At 61.6% G+C, this 15,934-nt stretch carries 15 protein-coding genes; 2 read left to right on the top strand and 13 right to left on the bottom strand.

Features of this window, described 5'->3' with window-relative positions:
- Nucleotides 1-53 precede the first annotated feature (53 nt).
- The 6 genes from gcvP to ACF8FB_RS01770 form a co-directional block, all read right to left on the bottom strand.
- Nucleotides 54-2,909: an aminomethyl-transferring glycine dehydrogenase gene (gene gcvP, locus ACF8FB_RS01795; RefSeq protein ID WP_003255089.1), complete on the bottom strand. Its 2,856-nt coding sequence runs from the start codon at nt 2,907-2,909 to the stop codon at nt 54-56.
- An 11-nt stretch (nt 2,910-2,920) separates the two neighbouring features.
- Complete coding sequence (gene gcvH / locus ACF8FB_RS01790) at nt 2,921-3,304, bottom strand: glycine cleavage system protein GcvH (RefSeq protein WP_010952175.1); 384 nt, start codon at nt 3,302-3,304, stop codon at nt 2,921-2,923.
- A gap of 303 nt (nt 3,305-3,607) precedes the next feature.
- Complete coding sequence (locus ACF8FB_RS01785) at nt 3,608-4,075, bottom strand: DoxX family protein (RefSeq protein WP_392510944.1); 468 nt, start codon at nt 4,073-4,075, stop codon at nt 3,608-3,610.
- Nucleotides 4,068-4,841, bottom strand: a complete 774-nt coding sequence (locus ACF8FB_RS01780) for a DNA-binding domain-containing protein (protein WP_392510942.1) — start codon at nt 4,839-4,841, stop codon at nt 4,068-4,070. The genes ACF8FB_RS01785 and ACF8FB_RS01780 overlap by 8 nt, the downstream gene beginning before the upstream one ends.
- Nucleotides 4,838-5,671: a DUF692 domain-containing protein gene (locus ACF8FB_RS01775; RefSeq protein ID WP_392509172.1), complete on the bottom strand. Its 834-nt coding sequence runs from the start codon at nt 5,669-5,671 to the stop codon at nt 4,838-4,840. The genes ACF8FB_RS01780 and ACF8FB_RS01775 overlap by 4 nt, the downstream gene beginning before the upstream one ends.
- 16 nt (nt 5,672-5,687) lie before the next feature.
- Nucleotides 5,688-5,975 (bottom strand): DUF2282 domain-containing protein, encoded by a 288-nt coding sequence (locus ACF8FB_RS01770; RefSeq protein ID WP_010952179.1) that lies wholly within the window; start codon nt 5,973-5,975, stop codon nt 5,688-5,690.
- A 223-nt stretch (nt 5,976-6,198) separates the two neighbouring features.
- On the opposite strand from ACF8FB_RS01770, the gene ACF8FB_RS01765 reads away from it, so the two are divergent.
- Both ACF8FB_RS01765 and ACF8FB_RS01760 read left to right on the top strand, forming a co-directional pair.
- Nucleotides 6,199-6,783, top strand: coding sequence for a sigma-70 family RNA polymerase sigma factor (locus tag ACF8FB_RS01765; RefSeq protein ID WP_392509171.1), 585 nt, complete (start codon nt 6,199-6,201; stop codon nt 6,781-6,783).
- Entirely contained in the window at nt 6,773-7,414 is a 642-nt protein-coding gene (locus ACF8FB_RS01760) for a DUF1109 domain-containing protein (protein ID WP_020189902.1), read from the top strand. Before ACF8FB_RS01765 ends, ACF8FB_RS01760 begins: the two co-directional genes overlap by 11 nt.
- Before the next feature lie 77 nt (nt 7,415-7,491).
- Here ACF8FB_RS01760 and gltS read toward each other — a convergent pair whose 3' ends face one another.
- The 7 genes from gltS to arcD form a co-directional block, all read right to left on the bottom strand.
- Entirely contained in the window at nt 7,492-8,697 is a 1,206-nt protein-coding gene (gltS, locus tag ACF8FB_RS01755; protein WP_010952182.1) for a sodium/glutamate symporter, read from the bottom strand.
- A 127-nt stretch (nt 8,698-8,824) separates the two neighbouring features.
- Nucleotides 8,825-10,333, bottom strand: coding sequence for a sigma-54-dependent transcriptional regulator (locus tag ACF8FB_RS01750; protein ID WP_003255078.1), 1,509 nt, complete (start codon nt 10,331-10,333; stop codon nt 8,825-8,827).
- 140 nt (nt 10,334-10,473) lie between these two features.
- Nucleotides 10,474-10,842: a DUF5064 family protein gene (locus ACF8FB_RS01745; protein WP_049588478.1), complete on the bottom strand. Its 369-nt coding sequence runs from the start codon at nt 10,840-10,842 to the stop codon at nt 10,474-10,476.
- Nucleotides 10,843-10,898: 56 nt separating this feature from the next.
- Nucleotides 10,899-11,828, bottom strand: coding sequence for a carbamate kinase (gene arcC / locus ACF8FB_RS01740; protein ID WP_047605011.1), 930 nt, complete (start codon nt 11,826-11,828; stop codon nt 10,899-10,901).
- 164 nt (nt 11,829-11,992) lie between these two features.
- Nucleotides 11,993-13,003 carry an ornithine carbamoyltransferase gene (locus tag ACF8FB_RS01735; RefSeq protein WP_010952185.1) on the bottom strand — a complete coding sequence of 337 codons (1,011 nt, stop codon included), beginning with the start codon at nt 13,001-13,003 and terminating at the stop codon, nt 11,993-11,995.
- 69 nt (nt 13,004-13,072) lie between these two features.
- A complete protein-coding gene (gene arcA / locus ACF8FB_RS01730) occupies nt 13,073-14,326 on the bottom strand; it encodes an arginine deiminase (protein ID WP_014589852.1) in 1,254 nt (417 codons plus the stop codon).
- Nucleotides 14,327-14,359: 33 nt separating this feature from the next.
- The gene (gene arcD, locus ACF8FB_RS01725; RefSeq protein ID WP_010952187.1) at nt 14,360-15,787 is read right to left on the bottom strand and encodes an arginine-ornithine antiporter; all 1,428 of its coding nucleotides are present in this window, start codon (nt 15,785-15,787) and stop codon (nt 14,360-14,362) included.
- Nucleotides 15,788-15,934: the final 147 nt, after the last annotated feature.

The following is a 15,934-nucleotide window of genomic DNA, read 5'->3' as shown; positions in this document are numbered from 1 at the left end:
ACATTGAGCCCTGTAGGAGCCCGCCACCCAAGCCAGGTGGCGGGGAGGGGCTATCAGGCGTCCTGATAGCTCTCGATCGACGGGCAGGCGCACACCAGGTTGCGGTCGCCGAACACGTTGTCGACCCGGCCGACCGGCGGCCAGTACTTGCCTTCCACCAGGCTCGCCAGGGGGTATACCGCCTGCTCGCGGCTGTAGCCATGGGTCCATTCGCCAACCAGCTCAGCCGCAGTGTGCGGTGCGTTTTTCAGCGGGTTGTCGTCCTTGTCCAGGCTACCGTCCTCCACCGCGCGGATTTCTTCGCGGATCTGGATCATTGCGTTGCAGAAGCGGTCCAGTTCTTCTTTGGACTCGCTTTCGGTCGGTTCGATCATCAGCGTGCCAGCCACCGGGAAGGACATGGTCGGGGCGTGGAAGCCGAAGTCGATCAACCGCTTGGCCACGTCGTCGACACTGATGCCGCTGGTGTCCTTCAGTGGGCGCAGGTCGAGAATGCACTCGTGAGCCACCAGGCCGTTACCGCCGGTATACAGAACAGGATAGTGCTCTTCCAGGCGGCGGGCGATGTAGTTGGCGTTGAGGATTGCCATCTGCGAGGCACGTTTGAGGCCGGCACCGCCCATCATGCGGATATACATCCATGTGATGGGCAGGATGCTGGCGCTACCGAACGGCGCAGCGCATACCGCGCCCTGGGTGTTTTCCAGCTGTGCATGGCCTGGCAGGAACGGCGCCAGGTGCGACTTGACGCCAATCGGGCCAACACCCGGGCCACCACCACCGTGCGGGATGCAGAAGGTCTTGTGCAGGTTCAGGTGGGAAACGTCGCCGCCGAACTTGCCTGGCGCGCACAGTCCGACCATGGCGTTCATGTTGGCGCCATCGATGTACACCTGGCCGCCGTTGTCGTGGATGATCGCGCAGATTTCGCCGATCGCTTCCTCGAACACGCCGTGGGTCGACGGGTAGGTGATCATGATTGCAGCCAGGCGCTCGCGGTGCTCGATGGCTTTGGCGCGCAGGTCCTCGACATCGACGTTGCCACGGGCGTCACAGGCGGTAACCACGACACGCATGCCAGCCATGTGTGCGGTGGCCGGGTTGGTGCCATGGGCCGACGACGGGATCAGGCAGATATCGCGATGGCCTTCACCACGGCTGCGGTGGTAGGCGCGGATCGCCAACAGCCCGGCGTATTCGCCCTGCGAGCCGGCGTTGGGCTGCAGCGACACGGCATCATAGCCAGTGGCCGCGCACAGCATGGCCTCCAGTTCGGTGGTCATCTGCAGGTAGCCCTGGCTCTGCTCGGCCGGGGCGAACGGGTGCAGGTTGCCGAACTCGGCCCAGGTGACCGGGATCATTTCGCTGGCGGCGTTCAGCTTCATGGTGCACGAGCCCAGCGGGATCATGCTGCGGTCCAGCGCCAGGTCCTTGTCGGCCAGGCGGCGCAGGTAGCGCATCAGCTCGGTTTCGCTGTGGTAGCGGTTGAACACCGGGTGTTCGAGGATGGCCGACTGGCGCAGCAGGGCGGCAGGCAGCAGGGAACCGGTGCTGGCGGCCAATGCGGTGAAATCAGGCTGTGCCTGCTCGCCACCCAACAGCTGCCACAGCGACTCGACGTCAGCCTGAGTGCTGGTTTCGTCCAGAGACAGGCCCACATGGGCGGCATCGATCTGGCGCAGGTTGATGCCCTGGGCGCGTGCCTTGTCATGCAGGCTGGCGGTGGCAGTGCCGGTGGCCAGGGTCAGGGTATCGAAGGCGCTGGCGCCCACCACTTGTACGCCCAGCGCCTTCAGGCCGGCGGCGAGGATCGCGGTCAGGGCGTGGGTGCGCTCGGCAATGCGCTTGAGACCGGCAGGGCCGTGGTACACGGCGAACATGCTGGCGATGTTGGCCAGCAGCACCTGGGCGGTGCAGATGTTGCTGGTGGCCTTTTCGCGGCGGATGTGCTGCTCGCGGGTCTGCATGGCCAGACGCAGGGCGGTTTTGCCGAAGCGGTCGATCGACACGCCGACCAGGCGGCCAGGCATGTCGCGCTTGAACGCGTCGCGGGTGGCGAAGTAAGCCGCGTGCGGGCCACCGAAGCCCAGTGGCACGCCGAAGCGCTGGGCGCTGCCGATGGCCACGTCGGCGTCGAATTCGCCCGGTGGGGTCAGCAGGGTCAGGGCCAGCAGGTCTGCCGCTACGGCGACCAGGGCGTTGGCCGCGTGGAAGCGCTGCACGACCTCGCGGTAGTCGAACACTTCACCGTTGCTGGCCGGGTATTGCAGCAGGGCGCCGAAGAAGGCGCTGACATCGCCCAGCTCGCGCTCGTCGCCAACCACAACCTCGATACCCAGCGGCTCGGCACGGGTGCGCAGCACGTCGAGGGTTTGCGGGTGACAGTGCACGGAGGCGAAGAAGGCATGGCTGGACTTGTTCTTCGACAGGCGCTTGCAGAAGGTCATGGCCTCGGCCGCAGCAGTGGCTTCGTCGAGCAAGGAGGCGTTGGCGATCGGCAGGCCGGTGAGGTCGCTGATCAGGGTCTGGAAGTTCAGCAGTGCTTCCAGGCGGCCTTGGGAAATTTCTGGCTGATACGGGGTGTAGGCGGTGTACCAGGCCGGGTTTTCCAGCAGGTTGCGCAGGATCGGTGCCGGAGTGTGGGTGTTGTAGTAGCCCTGGCCGATGTAGCTTTTGAACAGCTGGTTCTTGCCAGCGATGGCCTTGAGCGCAGCGAGCGCGTCGGCCTCGCTCTGGCCGTCGTGCGAGCCAAGCACGCTGGTACCTTTGATGCTGTCGGGGATGACCGCAGCGGTCATGGCGTCCAGCGAGTCGAAGCCCAGTGCAGTGAGCATGGCCTGTTCGTCAGCGGCGCGCGGGCCTATGTGACGGGCGATGAATTCGTTGGCGGTGCCGAGGTTGATGGTCATGGCGGGATTCCTCAGGCGTCGTCGTTGGCTTTGAGCAGGCGGTCGTAGGCGTCCTGATCGAGCAGAGCGGTTACGGCTTCTGCATCGGCAGGGATGAAGCGGAAGAACCAGCCTTCGCCCATCGGGTCTTCGTTGACCAGTTCAGGGCTGTCTTCGAGCTGGCCGTTGACCTCGACCACTTCACCCGTCAGTGGCATGTACACGCCGCTGGCGGCCTTGACCGATTCGACGGTGGACGCTTCGTTGCCTTTTTCATACTGCTGCAACTCTGGCAGTTGCACGAAAACCACGTCGCCAAGGGCATTCTGGGCGTAGGCGGTGATGCCCACGGTGACGCTGCCATCGGCTTCGACGCGCAGCCATTCGTGATCTTCAGTGAAACGCAACTCGCTCATGGGGAATCCTCGGGAAGCAGGGCGTTGGGGGCGCGGTGGCGCCGCGCTCTTAGGGTAGGATTCCCTTAGCAATAATGCGGCCAACCTATAAAATTTCTTATTTATCAATAGATTACGTAAATTTACGGAGAAGCCGTATTTATTGTGTGGAATGATATCGTTACAGGTGCCTCTGAGAGGAAAAGGGTTTGAGCATCAAACCCTTGTGCACCGACGGCGAGGAGGCTGTGTATCGTTTTCGATACGACGTAGCGAAAACGATACATGTGGTGCCTGGACTGGCGAGGTGCCAATGGCCTTCGGTCATCTCACTTTCAGCAAATGATCCAGCGAAAACGCGCCGGCGCCACGGGCGACCAGAAGCAGCAAGAGCCCTGCCCAGGTCAGGTGGGTGGGCCACGCATCGGGGTAGACGAACACTTCGATCACCAACGTCATGCCCAGCAGTGCCAGCGCCGATAGCCGGGTCATCAGCCCGAGCACCAGCAATAGCGGGAACAAGTGCTCAGCGTAGGCGGCCAGGTGCGCTGCAAGCCAGGGCGAGAGTAGAGGCAGCGCGTACTCGGTGCGGAACAGCTCATAGGTGCCGGGTGTAAGGGTGAGGAAACCCTCCACTTTGGTGCGTCCGGAAAGAAAGAATATCGAGGCGATCCCGAACCGGGCGACCAGGCACAACAGGTCATCGCTCAAACGGCGCTCGAGGCTCTGTGCAACGTGGTTCCAGGCGCGCCGCAGGCTGCTGGCCGAGGGCGTGAAATCGGCACTAGCCATGGTGGTGTTCTCCTGTGAAGGCGAGTGAGCGAAACGCCTGGGCTGTCATCAGGCGCCCGAGCATCTCGGTGAAATCCAGGTCGGTTTCAGCGTGTCGCGCCAGGTCCGAGGCCTGCATCAGCGACTGTCCGGCAGCACAGGCCCTGAGAAACGCATGGCCACCTTTTCCCAGTGGCTGGTGGCATACGCCATCAGCGGTGCCGACAAACAGCACCCCTTCGCCCACCCATGGCTGGTCATCGGGCCAGGCAACCTGCTCGCGGGCGCAGCGCCACAGGGTGTACACAGGGTGCGCCTCGCACCAGTACCAGCGAGCACTGGCACGGGGGTGCAAGCAACCGTGATCAAGATCGCTGGGGGTCATGCCTGCCAGTTCGACAAGGTTCAGGCACGTTTCGTACGGCGCACTGAAGGCTTCTGTCCAACGCAGGTCCAGGCGGGCGACTTCCGCCAGATACGGCACAGCGTGCTGTGACTGAATGTCTTCGAGGAAATCCGGGAAGGTCGCGCCGTAGCAGATCAGCCGGGGATCGCTGGGGGGGAATTGCCGCGCATAGATTGCCGCGGTCTCGTCCATCCAGGCGCGCCCGACGAGTGTGCACACGCTCGGAAAGTTTGCGCGCAGCGCATCCACGCAGCCGGCCAACACCGTGTTGCGATAAACCGCGAACGCCGCTTGTTCGGTCACGCCCGCAAGCTGGGGAGCGGGACGGGAATAGAGTGCCTCGATGAACGCTTGCTGGAACTGACCAAGGGAAAGGTTCATGGCAATACACCTGGGCAAGTCATGATCGACTGTGCAATGGACCGTTCAGCAAGCAGTTCGGTGAACGGGGGAAGCTTGTCGTCACGTTCAATGAGGGTCGGGCGCGGGCCGACACGGGATACCAGTTTGCGGTACAGCGCCCATACAGGCTCGGCGACCTGCGCATCATGAGAGTCGATCAGCAGGCTGCCTTGGTCATCGTCGCTGTGCCCGGCCAGATGAACTTCTGTGATGGCTTGCGCTGGAAAGCGGTCCAGGTAGGCAGTTGCCGAGAACCCCAGATTGTGAGCGCTCACGTAGACGTTGTTGATGTCCAGCAACAGACCACAACCGGTGCGACGTGTCAGTTCGCCAAGAAAGTCGATCTCGTCCCATTCATGGCCCTGCAGCTGCAAGTAATGACTGGGGTTTTCGATGGATATCCGCCGGCCCAAAACCTCCTGGCATCGCTGGATGTTTTCAGCGATGCGCTGCAGGGCTTCGTTGCTGCGCGGAAATGGCAGCAGGTCTGGATGGTAGTGCCCCTGCCAGGTTGACCAGGCCAGGTGCTCTGATACCAGTACCGGTTCGATCTGATCGCACAGTGCGCGCAGACGCTGCAGATGGTCCTGATCGGGGGCCGCGTCAGCCGCAAGCGAAAGTGCCACACCATGCAATGAGACCGGGTGCCGCTCTGCGATTCGGTTCAGCCAGGCAAGGCGAGGGCCACCGACCATGTAGTTCTCCGGGTGAACTTCAAACCAGAGCCCTTCGAGATTGCACGCCAGCGCCTGGTCGTAGTGCTCGGCCTTCAGGCTGACTCCGGCGCCCATTCGTGCGTCTGCGTTCATGGTCGGTTTCCCCTGATCAAGACTTGATAGGTGTCAGCGAGCCCATGCCGGCGGGTGTCTTGATCGATGTGCAGGTGCCGGCGGGGACGTTTTTCCAGTGCATGCCGTCGTAGTCCTTCTTCGCACTGCCAGCGCAGCTGGTGCCGGCGCCGGCCTTGCAATCGTTCTTTCCTGCCATGGCGACGCCGTAGCATTTTTCCATGGCAGCGCCATTGCCTGCGGGTTGCGTGCTGTCGGCCGCCATGGCGGCGCCTGCAAGCGTGGCAAGCGCGAGTGCTGCGGTGGTGAGGGCGAGGGTTTTCATGGTCAATCTCCTGAGAGTGTGGCCGTGGTCTATACCGGCGGCTCATGGAGTAATTCGTGCCTTGCGTAAAACGGGTTACAGCCTTGGAAGAAATTTTTTCAGGGCGAGTCTTCACGACCTGATGTTGAAGCCAAGGGCATGGCATATTTGCAGCACCTGCGTGCCACACGGCGGGAGCGGATGAATCAAGTCAATTGTATTCAGGGTGTAACCCAGGCGACCCATGCAGCGAACTAACTCACAGGATGAGCTCGAGGCTCGCGAGGCCCGGTTGAAAGCACTGTTGCTTCAGGGGCTGACAGGCGACCAGCTGGCCTATCAGGATTTTCTTGGCACGCTTGCGCTGCATGTACGTGCGTTTCTGCGCAGCCGTCTGAGCAGGCGCCCGGCCGAGATAGAGGACATGGTGCAGGATGTGCTACTGGCGGTGCATAACGCGCGCCACACTTACCAGCCGCAGCAGCCTTTGACTGCCTGGGTGCAGGCGATCGCCCGTTACAAGCTGGCGGATCATCTGCGAAGTGTTTCACGTCGCGACGTCCGGCATGATGTGCTGGACGATGAGGCGCAACTGTTTGCCGTCTCGGAGGTTGAATCAGCCGAGGCCAGCCGAGACCTGACCAAGCTGCTCAAACAGCTGCCAGAGCGGCAACGACTGCCGATTGTTCATGTCAAGCTGGAGGGTTTGTCTGTCGAGGAGACGGCACAACTTACCGGGCTTTCCAGTTCAGCGGTAAAGGTTGGGATACATCGAGGTCTGAAAGCGCTATCCAGGCTGATTGGAGGAGCCAACAACCATGAAGACTGACGATTTGATTGCCTTGCTGGCCGCAGGCGAAGGGCCAGTGCCGCGCCACGCCGTTGGCAGGCGGATGGCAGTGGCTGTGCTGGGCGGGCTGACCGCAGCACTGCTGCTGACTATTACCCTTTACGGTGTACGCAGTGATATCACAGAGGTCGCACAAACCCCGCTGTTCTGGGGCAAAGTCGCCTTTCCGACCAGCTTGGCGTTGATCGGGCTGTGGTTGACGAGCCGCTTGGCCAGGCCAGGGGGGAAGGGTGCTGCAGGCTGGAAGATGCTCGGCTTGCCACTGCTGCTGGTCTGGTGCGGGGCGGCGGTGAGTATCGCCGGGGCGCCTGTGGATGCGCGCGCCGACCTGTTGTTCGGGCGCACATGGCGTACCTGCGCACTGAATATCGCGTTGCTGTCGGTGCCGGCCTTTGTCACCGTGTTCTGGGCGCTGAAAGGCTTGGCGCCGACCCGGTTACGGCTGGCAGGTGCTGCCGGTGGCCTGCTGGCGGGGTCGAGCGCAACGGTGGCCTACTGCCTGCATTGCCCGGAAATGGGCGTGCCGTTCTGGGGGGTGTGGTATGTCCTCGGCATGCTCGTGCCGACGGTGTTCGGTGCCTGGTGGGGCCCCCGCATGCTGCGTTGGTAGGCTGTACCGGCAGGCCCCACGCAACTCAGAACGACGTTCTGATTGCTTGCCCTGGCTTCACAGGTTCGTGACCTCGCTTAACCCGCAACAAACCAAGGCAATGCCAGGTACAGCTTGATCACGATGACATTGATGATGTCGATGAAGAACGCCCCCACCATCGGCACCACCAGGAAGGCGAGGTGCGAGGCCCCATAGCGTTGTGTCACCGCCTGCATGTTGGCGATGGCTGTCGGTGTAGCACCCAGGCCGAAGCCACAGTGGCCGGCAGCCAGGACTGCTGCATCGTAGTTGCGCCCCATTACCTTGAACGTCACGAAGATTGCGAACAGCGCCATGACCAGTGTCTGTGCGGCCAACAAGGTAAAGAAGGGTAATGCCAGGGCTGCCAGGTCCCACAACTTGAGCGACATCAAGGCAATGGCCAGGAACAGGGACAAACTCACATTGCCCAGTACCGACACTTCCCGTTCGAATACTTTGTAAACACCTAAAGCCCGAAGCCCATTGCGCAACACTACACCGACGAAGAGTACGCAAACGAATGTCGGCAGTTCGAATGCTGTGCCTTTCAACAAGCCATTAAGTAATGTGCCCGTCAGTAAGCTGACAGCAATAAGTGCCAAGGTTTCTATAAATGAAAACGAGGTGATCAGGCGCTCTTTGTCCGGTTGTTCAAAGCCTTTGGGTAATTGCGGTGCTTCTTCTTGCACCCCAGGCGTTTCGACCCGTTTGATCAGCAACCGGGCGACTGGGCCACCAATCAAACCGCCCAACACCAGGCCGAAAGTGGCAGAGGCCATTGCCAGTTCCGAAGCCGAAGCCAGGCCGAACCGCTCAGTGAAGGTCGCGCCCCAGGCAGCGCCTGTGCCGTGGCCACCCGACAAGCTGATCGATCCGGCTAGCAGGCCCATCAGCGGGTCGAGCCCCAATGCTGTTGCCAGGCCGATGCCCATGGCGTTCTGAACCATTAGCAAACCCGTCACCACCAGAAGGAATACGGCGACCACGCGTCCACCCTTCTTCAGGCTTGCGAAGTCTGCACTCAAGCCGATGGTAGCGAAGAATGCCAGCATCAACGGTGTTTGCAACGAGGTATCAAATTGGACGTGTACATCGAAACTGCGCAATGCCAGGAGTGACAAGGCAACGACCAGGCCGCCTGCAACAGGCTCCGGGATATTGTATGCGCGCAGGAAACCAATGCGTGCAACCAGGCCGCGTCCCAGTAGCAGTACCAAAGAGGCGGCTACAAGTGTCCCGTAAAAATCGAGTTCGAACATCAGGGTACTCTTCGTTCAGGGTGACAAGCAAAATTACAATGTCGCCATTCTACGGGGAGCACTCCAGTCAAATGTGGCTGAGCGGCTAGGAAAAGTCCGATTCAATTATGGGTTTTGACCACAGCCGTCATGGTTTCCCGGGTATTCCATATTTACGCAGCCTCTGCGCGATAGCCGTGTGCGAAGTTTGCAAGCGCCCGGCCAGTTGCCGTGTTGACGGGTAGCTGGCGTATAAGCGCTGTAACAGTTCGCGCTCGAAATCACCTACAGCCTGTTCCAGGCTGGCCACTTCGCCGTCTTGCCCGCGTGCCACCGAGGTGCCGGCGATATCCAGGTCGCCGATATCCACCAGGTTGCCCTCGCAGATAGCCGCGGCGCGGAAGATCACGTTCTGCAACTGGCGCACATTGCCCGGCCAAGGGTTGGCCAGCAGTGCCGAATGGGTGGAGGGGGTCAGCCGACAGGCTGGGCGCTGGATCTGCGTGCACGCCTGCTGCATGAAGAAGTGCGCCAGCATCAGGATGTCCTGGCCACGGTCGCGAAGCGGCGGTACCTCCAGGTTAAGCACGTTCAGACGGTAGAACAGGTCTTCGCGGAAGCTGCCTTCGGCGACCATGCGCTCCAGATCGCGGTGGGTGGCGCTGATGATGCGCACATCCACCTTCACTTCACGGTCGCCACCCACCCGGCGGAAGCTGCCATCGCTGAGAAAACGCAGCAGCTTGGCCTGCAGGTAGGGTGACATTTCACCAATTTCATCGAGGAACACGGTGCCCTGGTTGGCCAGTTCCATCAGCCCAGGCTTGCCACCTCGTTGCGCGCCGGTAAAGGCCCCGGGCGCGTAGCCGAACAGCTCGCTTTCGGCCAGGCTCTCGGGCAGCGCGGCGCAGTTCAGGGCCAGGAACGGGGCCGCATGGCGGCTGCTGACGGCATGGCAGGCGCGGGCTACCAGTTCTTTACCGGTGCCGGTCTCGCCATGCACCAGCAGCGGTGCATCGAGCGCAGCCACGCGTAAGGCGCGGGCCTTGAGGGTGCGGATGGCCGGCGACTCGCCCAGCAAGGCATCGAAGCCTTCGGCGTGGTCGTGGTGCAGGGCCGACAGGCGTTCGCCCATACGCGAAGGTGGGTACAGCGTCAGCAGGCCACCGGCGTTGGTAATCGGCATGGCGTCCAGCAGCAGGCTATGGCCGTTCAGCTGCATTTCGCGCATGGGCAGGTGGAAGTTGTTGTCCAGCAGCGCCTGCAGCAGCGCGGGGTCGCCAAACAGCTCACCCACCGAGCGGCCGGCAGATTCGCGGCCGCACAGTTCGATCAGCGCCGGGTTGGCCAACAGCACCAGGCCTGCACTATCTACCGCCAGCACCGGGTCGCTCATGGCGGCCAGCAGGGCATCGAGTTGCAGGTGGCGGCGCTGGCCGGGGAGGATGTCGACCACGTCCACCGATTGCACGCCGTGTACTTCGAACAGCGCGTCGTGCAGTTCTTCAAGTACGGCGGGGCTGAGGGTGGGGGCGTCGATGTAGACGTTCGGCGGGACCATCTCCACGGCGTCCAGGTTGAGGTTGCGGGCACCGAGCAGGGCGAGGACTTCCTGGGTGATGCCGACGCGGTCGATGAAGCTGACGTGGATGCGCATGGGGTTCGAACAGTTGGCAATGGAGGCCGCCAGTATGCCCTGAGACGGGGTTCAGGCCCAAGGTTGGCGGTGGCGCATTCGCGGGCGCGCCCGCTCCCACAGGGTTGCTGCTGTAGGGGCGGGCTTGCTCGCGAAAAGGGTCACTCCAGATGTTCAGGTTTGATCGGGTCGCCCGATTTCACATCGAGCTTTTCGCGAATGTCCGCGAACATATGGTCATAGAGCTTGTGCGGCGAACTCAGGGTCTCGAATTTCTTCGGCGGCGCCAGATATGACTGCGCCTTGCGGGTCAGTAGCATGAGGAAGCTGGGCAAGACCTGGTCCTTGGCCAGGAAGAACTTTTCTTCCACCGGCTTGCCTTCGATGCTGCCATGCATGTGGAACTGAATACCTCTGCCTTCCTTGGGGTCCGCCACGGCCTCGTACTCGATGTTCAGGTCATAGCTGTGGTCGGCGTTGTTCAGCGCAGTGCGCTCGATGTGTACATGACCGGAGTGATACTGGGCCATGGCTATCTCCTTTGGAAGGTCGAAAATGGCGGGCCGCGTAAGCCCGCTGACTGCATTCAACGGTAGCTGATCCCCGGCTTCTCGGTGGAAACCCGAGTGCCGGCTTTGCCTTTGACGATGCCTTCGATGTTCTCCAGCGAACTGATCACCGCCACCTTGCCGGTGTTGCGGGCAAAGTCGCAGGCGGCCTGCACCTTCGGCCCCATGGAGCCGGCGGCAAACCCCAGCGTTTCCAACGCGTCCGGGTGGGCCTGGGCGATGGCCTTCTGCGTCGGCTTGCCCCAGTCAATGTAGGCTGCATCGACGTCGGTGGCGATAATCAGAAGGTCGGCTTCCAATTGCTCGGCCAGCAGCGCCGAGCACAGGTCTTTGTCGATCACCGCCTCGATGCCTTTGAGCTTGCGGTTTTCATCGTACATGGTGGGGATGCCGCCACCGCCTGCGCAAATCACGATGCTGCTTTTTTCCAGCAGCCACTTGATCGGGCGAATTTCGAAGATGCGCTTGGGTTTCGGGCTGGCTACCACGCGGCGGTACTTGTCGCCGTCGGCCTTGACCACCCAGCCCTTTTCCTTGGCCAGGCGCTCGGCCTCTTCCTTGCTGTAGACCGGACCGATGAACTTGGTCGGGTCCTTGAAGGCAGGGTCGTTGGCGTCCACTTCCACCTGGGTCAGCAGGGTGGCGAACGGCACCTCGAAGGCCAGCAGGTTGCCCAGTTCCTGTTCGATCATGTAACCGATCATGCCCTCGGTCTCGGCACCCAGCACGTCCAGCGGGTAGGCCTCGTCTGGCTTGTACGACAGGGCCTGAAGCGACAGCAGACCCACTTGCGGGCCGTTGCCGTGGGCGATGACCAGCTCGTTGCCAGGGTGAATCTTGGCGATCTGTTCGGTGGCGGTGCGGATATTGGCGCGCTGGTTGTCAGCGGTCATGGGCTCGCCGCGACGAAGCAGGGCGTTGCCGCCCAATGCAACAACGATACGCATGTGGAATGTCCTTTAGCGAAAGAATGAATGGACTGTCGCTGCACGGAAGCTGCGGAGTTCGCTGTGGGAGCGGGCATGCCCGCGAAGAGGCCAGACCTGACATCATCGATGATGCGGCTGACGCCTTCGCGGGCACGCCCGCTCCCACAGGGACTGCGGGCTACTTATAGATCAGCCAGGGTCGATACCAGGATCGCCTTGATCGTGTGCATGCGGTTTTCCGCCTGCTCGAAGGCGATGCACGCTGGCGACTCGAACACGTCATCGGTCACTTCGATGCCGTTGGCCAGGTCCGGGTATTGTTCGGCGATCTGCTTGCCTACCTTGGTTTCGGAGTTGTGGAATGCCGGCAGGCAGTGCATGAACTTGGTCCGTGGGTTACCGGTGGACTTCATCAGTTCGGCATTCACCTGATAAGGCTTGAGCTGCTTGATGCGCTCGCCCCAGGCTTCGATCGGCTCGCCCATCGATACCCACACGTCGGTATGCACAAAGTCGACACCCTTGACCGCGGCTTTCGGGTCTTCGGTGAGGGTAATGCGTGCGCCGCTTTCTTCAGCGTACTGCTTGCAGCGCTCGACCAGGTCGTCATGTGGCCACAGTGCCTTGGGCGCGGCGATGCGCACATCCATGCCCAGCTTGGCGCCGATCAGCAGCAGCGAGTTGCCCATGTTGTTGCGGGCATCGCCCAGGTAGGCGTAGCTGATGTCGTGCAGCGGCTTGTCGCTGTGCTCACGCATGGTCAGCACGTCGGCGATCATCTGGGTCGGGTGGTATTCGTCGGTCAGGCCGTTGAACACCGGTACGCCGGCGAACTTGGCCAGCTCTTCGACGATTTCCTGCTTGAAGCCACGGTACTCGATGGCGTCATACATGCGCCCAAGCACACGGGCGGTGTCCTTCATGCTTTCCTTGTGGCCGATCTGCGAGGAGTTGGGGTCGATGTAGGTGACGTTGGCGCCTTGGTCATAGGCTGCGACTTCGAAGGCACAACGGGTACGGGTGGAGGTTTTTTCGAAGATCAGGGCGATGTTGTTGCCCTTCAGGTGCTGCTGCTCGGTGCCCGTGTACTTGGCGCGCTTGAGGTCGCGGGACAGGTCCAGCAGGTAGCGCAACTCACGGGTGGTGTGGTGTTCCAGGCTGAGCAAGTTGCGGTTGTGAATGTTGAACGCCATGACAGTTTCTCCTTGAGTTCGGTGATGTCCCGGCCGCCACTTCATGGGTGCGGCCGGGCGTAATGGTCGTTAGTAGTCGATCGGGTCGCGCACGATAGGGCAGGTCATGCAGTGGCCGCCGCCACGGCCCCGGCCCAGTTCGCCGGCGCTGATGGTGATGACCTCGATGCCGGCCTTGCGCAGCAGGGTGTTGGTGTAGGTGTTGCGGTCGTAGCCAATGACCACGCCTGGCTCGATGGCCACCACGTTGTTACCGTCATCCCACTGTTCGCGCTCGGCGGCGAAGCTGTTGCCGCCGGTCTCGACCACGCGCAGCTGGACGCCCAGTTGCTCGCCCACCACTTCGATGAACGACTTGTTGATGCGGCGTACATCCATTCCGTAAGGCTTGCTTTCGTCCGGGCGGATGATGAATGGCACAATCTCTTTCACCACTTCCGGGAAGACCGTGACCAGGTCGCGGTCGCAGAAGCTGAAGACAGTGTCCAGGTGCATGGCGGCGCGGGACTTTGGCAGGCCGGCGACGATCACTTCCTTGACGGCGCCCTTGGCAAACAGGTTTTGCGCGAGCTGGCCGATGGCCTGGCGCGAGGTGCGCTCGCCCATGCCGATGAGCACGATGCCATTGCCGATCGGCATCACATCACCGCCTTCGAGCGTGGCATTGCCATGGTCCTTGTCCGGGTCGCCATACCACACCTGGAAGTCGGCCTCGGTGAACTCCTTGTGGAACTTGTAGATGGCGGTGGTCAAAAGCGTTTCCTGGCGACGCGCCGGCCAGTACATCGGGTTCAACGTCACGCCGCCGTAGATCCAGCAGGTGGTGTCGCGCGTGAACTGGGTGTTGGGCAGTGGTGGCAGGATGAAGCTGGAGTGGCCCAGGTAGTCGTTGTACATCTTCACGACATCGGCGCCTTCGCTTTGCGGCAGGTCCTGGCCCGCCACGCCGCCGATCAGGAATTCGGCCAGGTGGCGTGGCTCCAGGCCTTCGAGCCAGCTACGCACTTCGTTGGTCAGGCCTACGCCGACGGTGTCAGGGGTGATCTTGCGGTCGAGGATCCACTTGAGCGCCTCTTTGTTCTGCACGATATCGGTCAGCAGGTTGTGCATCTCCAGCACATCCACGCCACGCTCGCGCATCTTGGTGACGAAGTCGAAATGGTCACGCTTGGCCTGGTCGACCCAGATCACGTCGTCGAACAGCAGTTCGTCACAGTTGCTCGGCGTCAGGCGCTTGTGCGCCAGGCCCGGGGCGCAAACCATCACTTTGCGCAGTTTGCCGGCTTCGGAGTGGACACCGTACTTCTGTTTTTCAGCGGACATGGTTTCATTCCTCCAATTGAGCGAAGACGTGGGTCAAAGGGTCAGGAAGCCGTCATACAGGCCATAGGCTGCCACCAGGGCGCCAATGACCACGGCTGCGAAGATCAGTTTTTCCACGTTGGTGAAGACCGGTTTGCCCACCTCACGCTTGGCCTTGGCGAACAGGATGGCGCCAGGTGCGTAGAGCAGGGCAGAGAGCAGCAGGTATTTCACGCCGCCGGCGTACAGCAGCCAGATGGCGTACAACAGGGCGATGCCACCGATGATCAGGTCCTTCTTGCGTTCGGCCAGGGCTTGTTCGTAGGTTTCGCTGCGCAGTGCCAGCAGGAACGCATAGGCTGCCGACCACAGGTAGGGCACCAGGATCATCGAGGTGGCGAGGTAGATCAGAGACAGGTAGGTGCTGCTTGAGAACAGCGTGATGACCAGAAAGATCTGCACCATGGCGTTGGTCAGCCACAGGGCGTTGGCCGGTACCTGTTTGGCGTTCTCGCGGCGCAGGAACTCCGGCATGGTGTGGTCCTTGGCTGCGGCGAACATGATCTCGGCGCACAGCAGCACCCACGACAGCAGCGCCCCGAGCAGCGAGATGACCAGGCCGACGCTGATCAGCACCGCCCCCCAGTGGCCGACCACATGCTCCAGCACGGCAGCCATCGACGGGTTCTGCAGCTTGGCCAGTTCCGGTTGAGTCATGATGCCCAGCGACAGCACGTTGACCAACACCAGGAACAGCAGCACGGTCACGAAGCCGATCACCGTTGCCTTGCCCACGTCGGTGCGTTTTTCCGCCCGCGCCGAGAAGATGCTCGCGCCCTCGATGCCGATGAACACCCACACGGTGACCAGCATCATGTTGCGCACCTGGTTCATGACACTGCCAAGCTCTGGCGTGCCCATGGCCCAGATATCGGCGGTGAAGATGTCGAGCCTGAAGGCGAACAGGCAGATCAGGGCGAACAGCACCAGCGGCACCACTTTGGCCACAGTGGTGACCAAGTTGATGAAGGCGGCTTCCTTGATGCCGCGCAGTACCAGGAAGTGCACCGCCCACAACAGGATCGACGCGCCAATGATGGCGGCTGGGGTGTTGCCTTCACCGAAGATCGGGAAGAAGTAGCCCAGGGTGCTGAACAGCAGCACGAAGTAGCCGACGTTGCCCAGCCAGGCACTGATCCAGTAGCCCCAGGCTGAGGAAAAGCCCATGTAGTCGCCGAAGCCAGCCTTGGCATACGCATACACCCCACCATCCAGGTCGGGCTTGCGGTTGGCCAGGGTCTGGAACACGAAGGCCAGGGTCAGCATGCCGACTGCGGTGATCGCCCAGCCGATCAGTACGGCCCCAACCCCTGCGCTGGCGGCCATGTTTTGTGGCAGCGAGAAGATACCGCCGCCAATCATCGAGCCGACGACAAGTGCAACTAACGCGCCGAGCTTTAGTTTTCCGGATGAATCAGACATTTAACAACTCCTGCCAGGAGAAAGTTGACGACAGAATAGATCCGACGCCTTTGCCTTGAGCTGACTTATGTCAGTTTAAGGCGCCGTGAAGGTAGGAAATTTCCTTCACGGGTGCTCCTGGAGAGTGCCGACAGCTTGAGCTGCAGG

The organism is Pseudomonas sp. yb_2 (genome assembly GCF_043103905.1).
GTDB classification, from domain to species: Bacteria; Pseudomonadota; Gammaproteobacteria; order Pseudomonadales; family Pseudomonadaceae; genus Aquipseudomonas; species Aquipseudomonas alloputida.
Note: the sequence above shows the minus strand (reverse complement) of the source record. Positions and strands in the feature narration are given on the sequence as shown.

Bases quoted from the DNA above. Each gene is read 5' to 3' on its own strand.
- gcvP (WP_003255089.1), bottom strand. From the start codon at position 2,909: ATGACCATCAACCTCGGCACCGCCAACGAATTCATCGCCCGTCACATA.
- gcvH (WP_010952175.1), bottom strand. From the start codon at position 3,304: ATGAGCGAGTTGCGTTTCACTGAAGATCACGAATGGCTGCGCGTCGAA.
- ACF8FB_RS01785 (WP_392510944.1), bottom strand. From the start codon at position 4,075: ATGGCTAGTGCCGATTTCACGCCCTCGGCCAGCAGCCTGCGGCGCGCC.
- ACF8FB_RS01780 (WP_392510942.1), bottom strand. From the start codon at position 4,841: ATGAACCTTTCCCTTGGTCAGTTCCAGCAAGCGTTCATCGAGGCACTC.
- ACF8FB_RS01775 (WP_392509172.1), bottom strand. From the start codon at position 5,671: ATGAACGCAGACGCACGAATGGGCGCCGGAGTCAGCCTGAAGGCCGAG.
- ACF8FB_RS01770 (WP_010952179.1), bottom strand. From the start codon at position 5,975: ATGAAAACCCTCGCCCTCACCACCGCAGCACTCGCGCTTGCCACGCTT.
- ACF8FB_RS01765 (WP_392509171.1), top strand. From the start codon at position 6,199: ATGCAGCGAACTAACTCACAGGATGAGCTCGAGGCTCGCGAGGCCCGG.
- ACF8FB_RS01760 (WP_020189902.1), top strand. From the start codon at position 6,773: ATGAAGACTGACGATTTGATTGCCTTGCTGGCCGCAGGCGAAGGGCCA.
- gltS (WP_010952182.1), bottom strand. From the start codon at position 8,697: ATGTTCGAACTCGATTTTTACGGGACACTTGTAGCCGCCTCTTTGGTA.
- ACF8FB_RS01750 (WP_003255078.1), bottom strand. From the start codon at position 10,333: ATGCGCATCCACGTCAGCTTCATCGACCGCGTCGGCATCACCCAGGAA.
- ACF8FB_RS01745 (WP_049588478.1), bottom strand. From the start codon at position 10,842: ATGGCCCAGTATCACTCCGGTCATGTACACATCGAGCGCACTGCGCTG.
- arcC (WP_047605011.1), bottom strand. From the start codon at position 11,828: ATGCGTATCGTTGTTGCATTGGGCGGCAACGCCCTGCTTCGTCGCGGC.
- ACF8FB_RS01735 (WP_010952185.1), bottom strand. From the start codon at position 13,003: ATGGCGTTCAACATTCACAACCGCAACTTGCTCAGCCTGGAACACCAC.
- arcA (WP_014589852.1), bottom strand. From the start codon at position 14,326: ATGTCCGCTGAAAAACAGAAGTACGGTGTCCACTCCGAAGCCGGCAAA.
- arcD (WP_010952187.1), bottom strand. From the start codon at position 15,787: ATGTCTGATTCATCCGGAAAACTAAAGCTCGGCGCGTTAGTTGCACTT.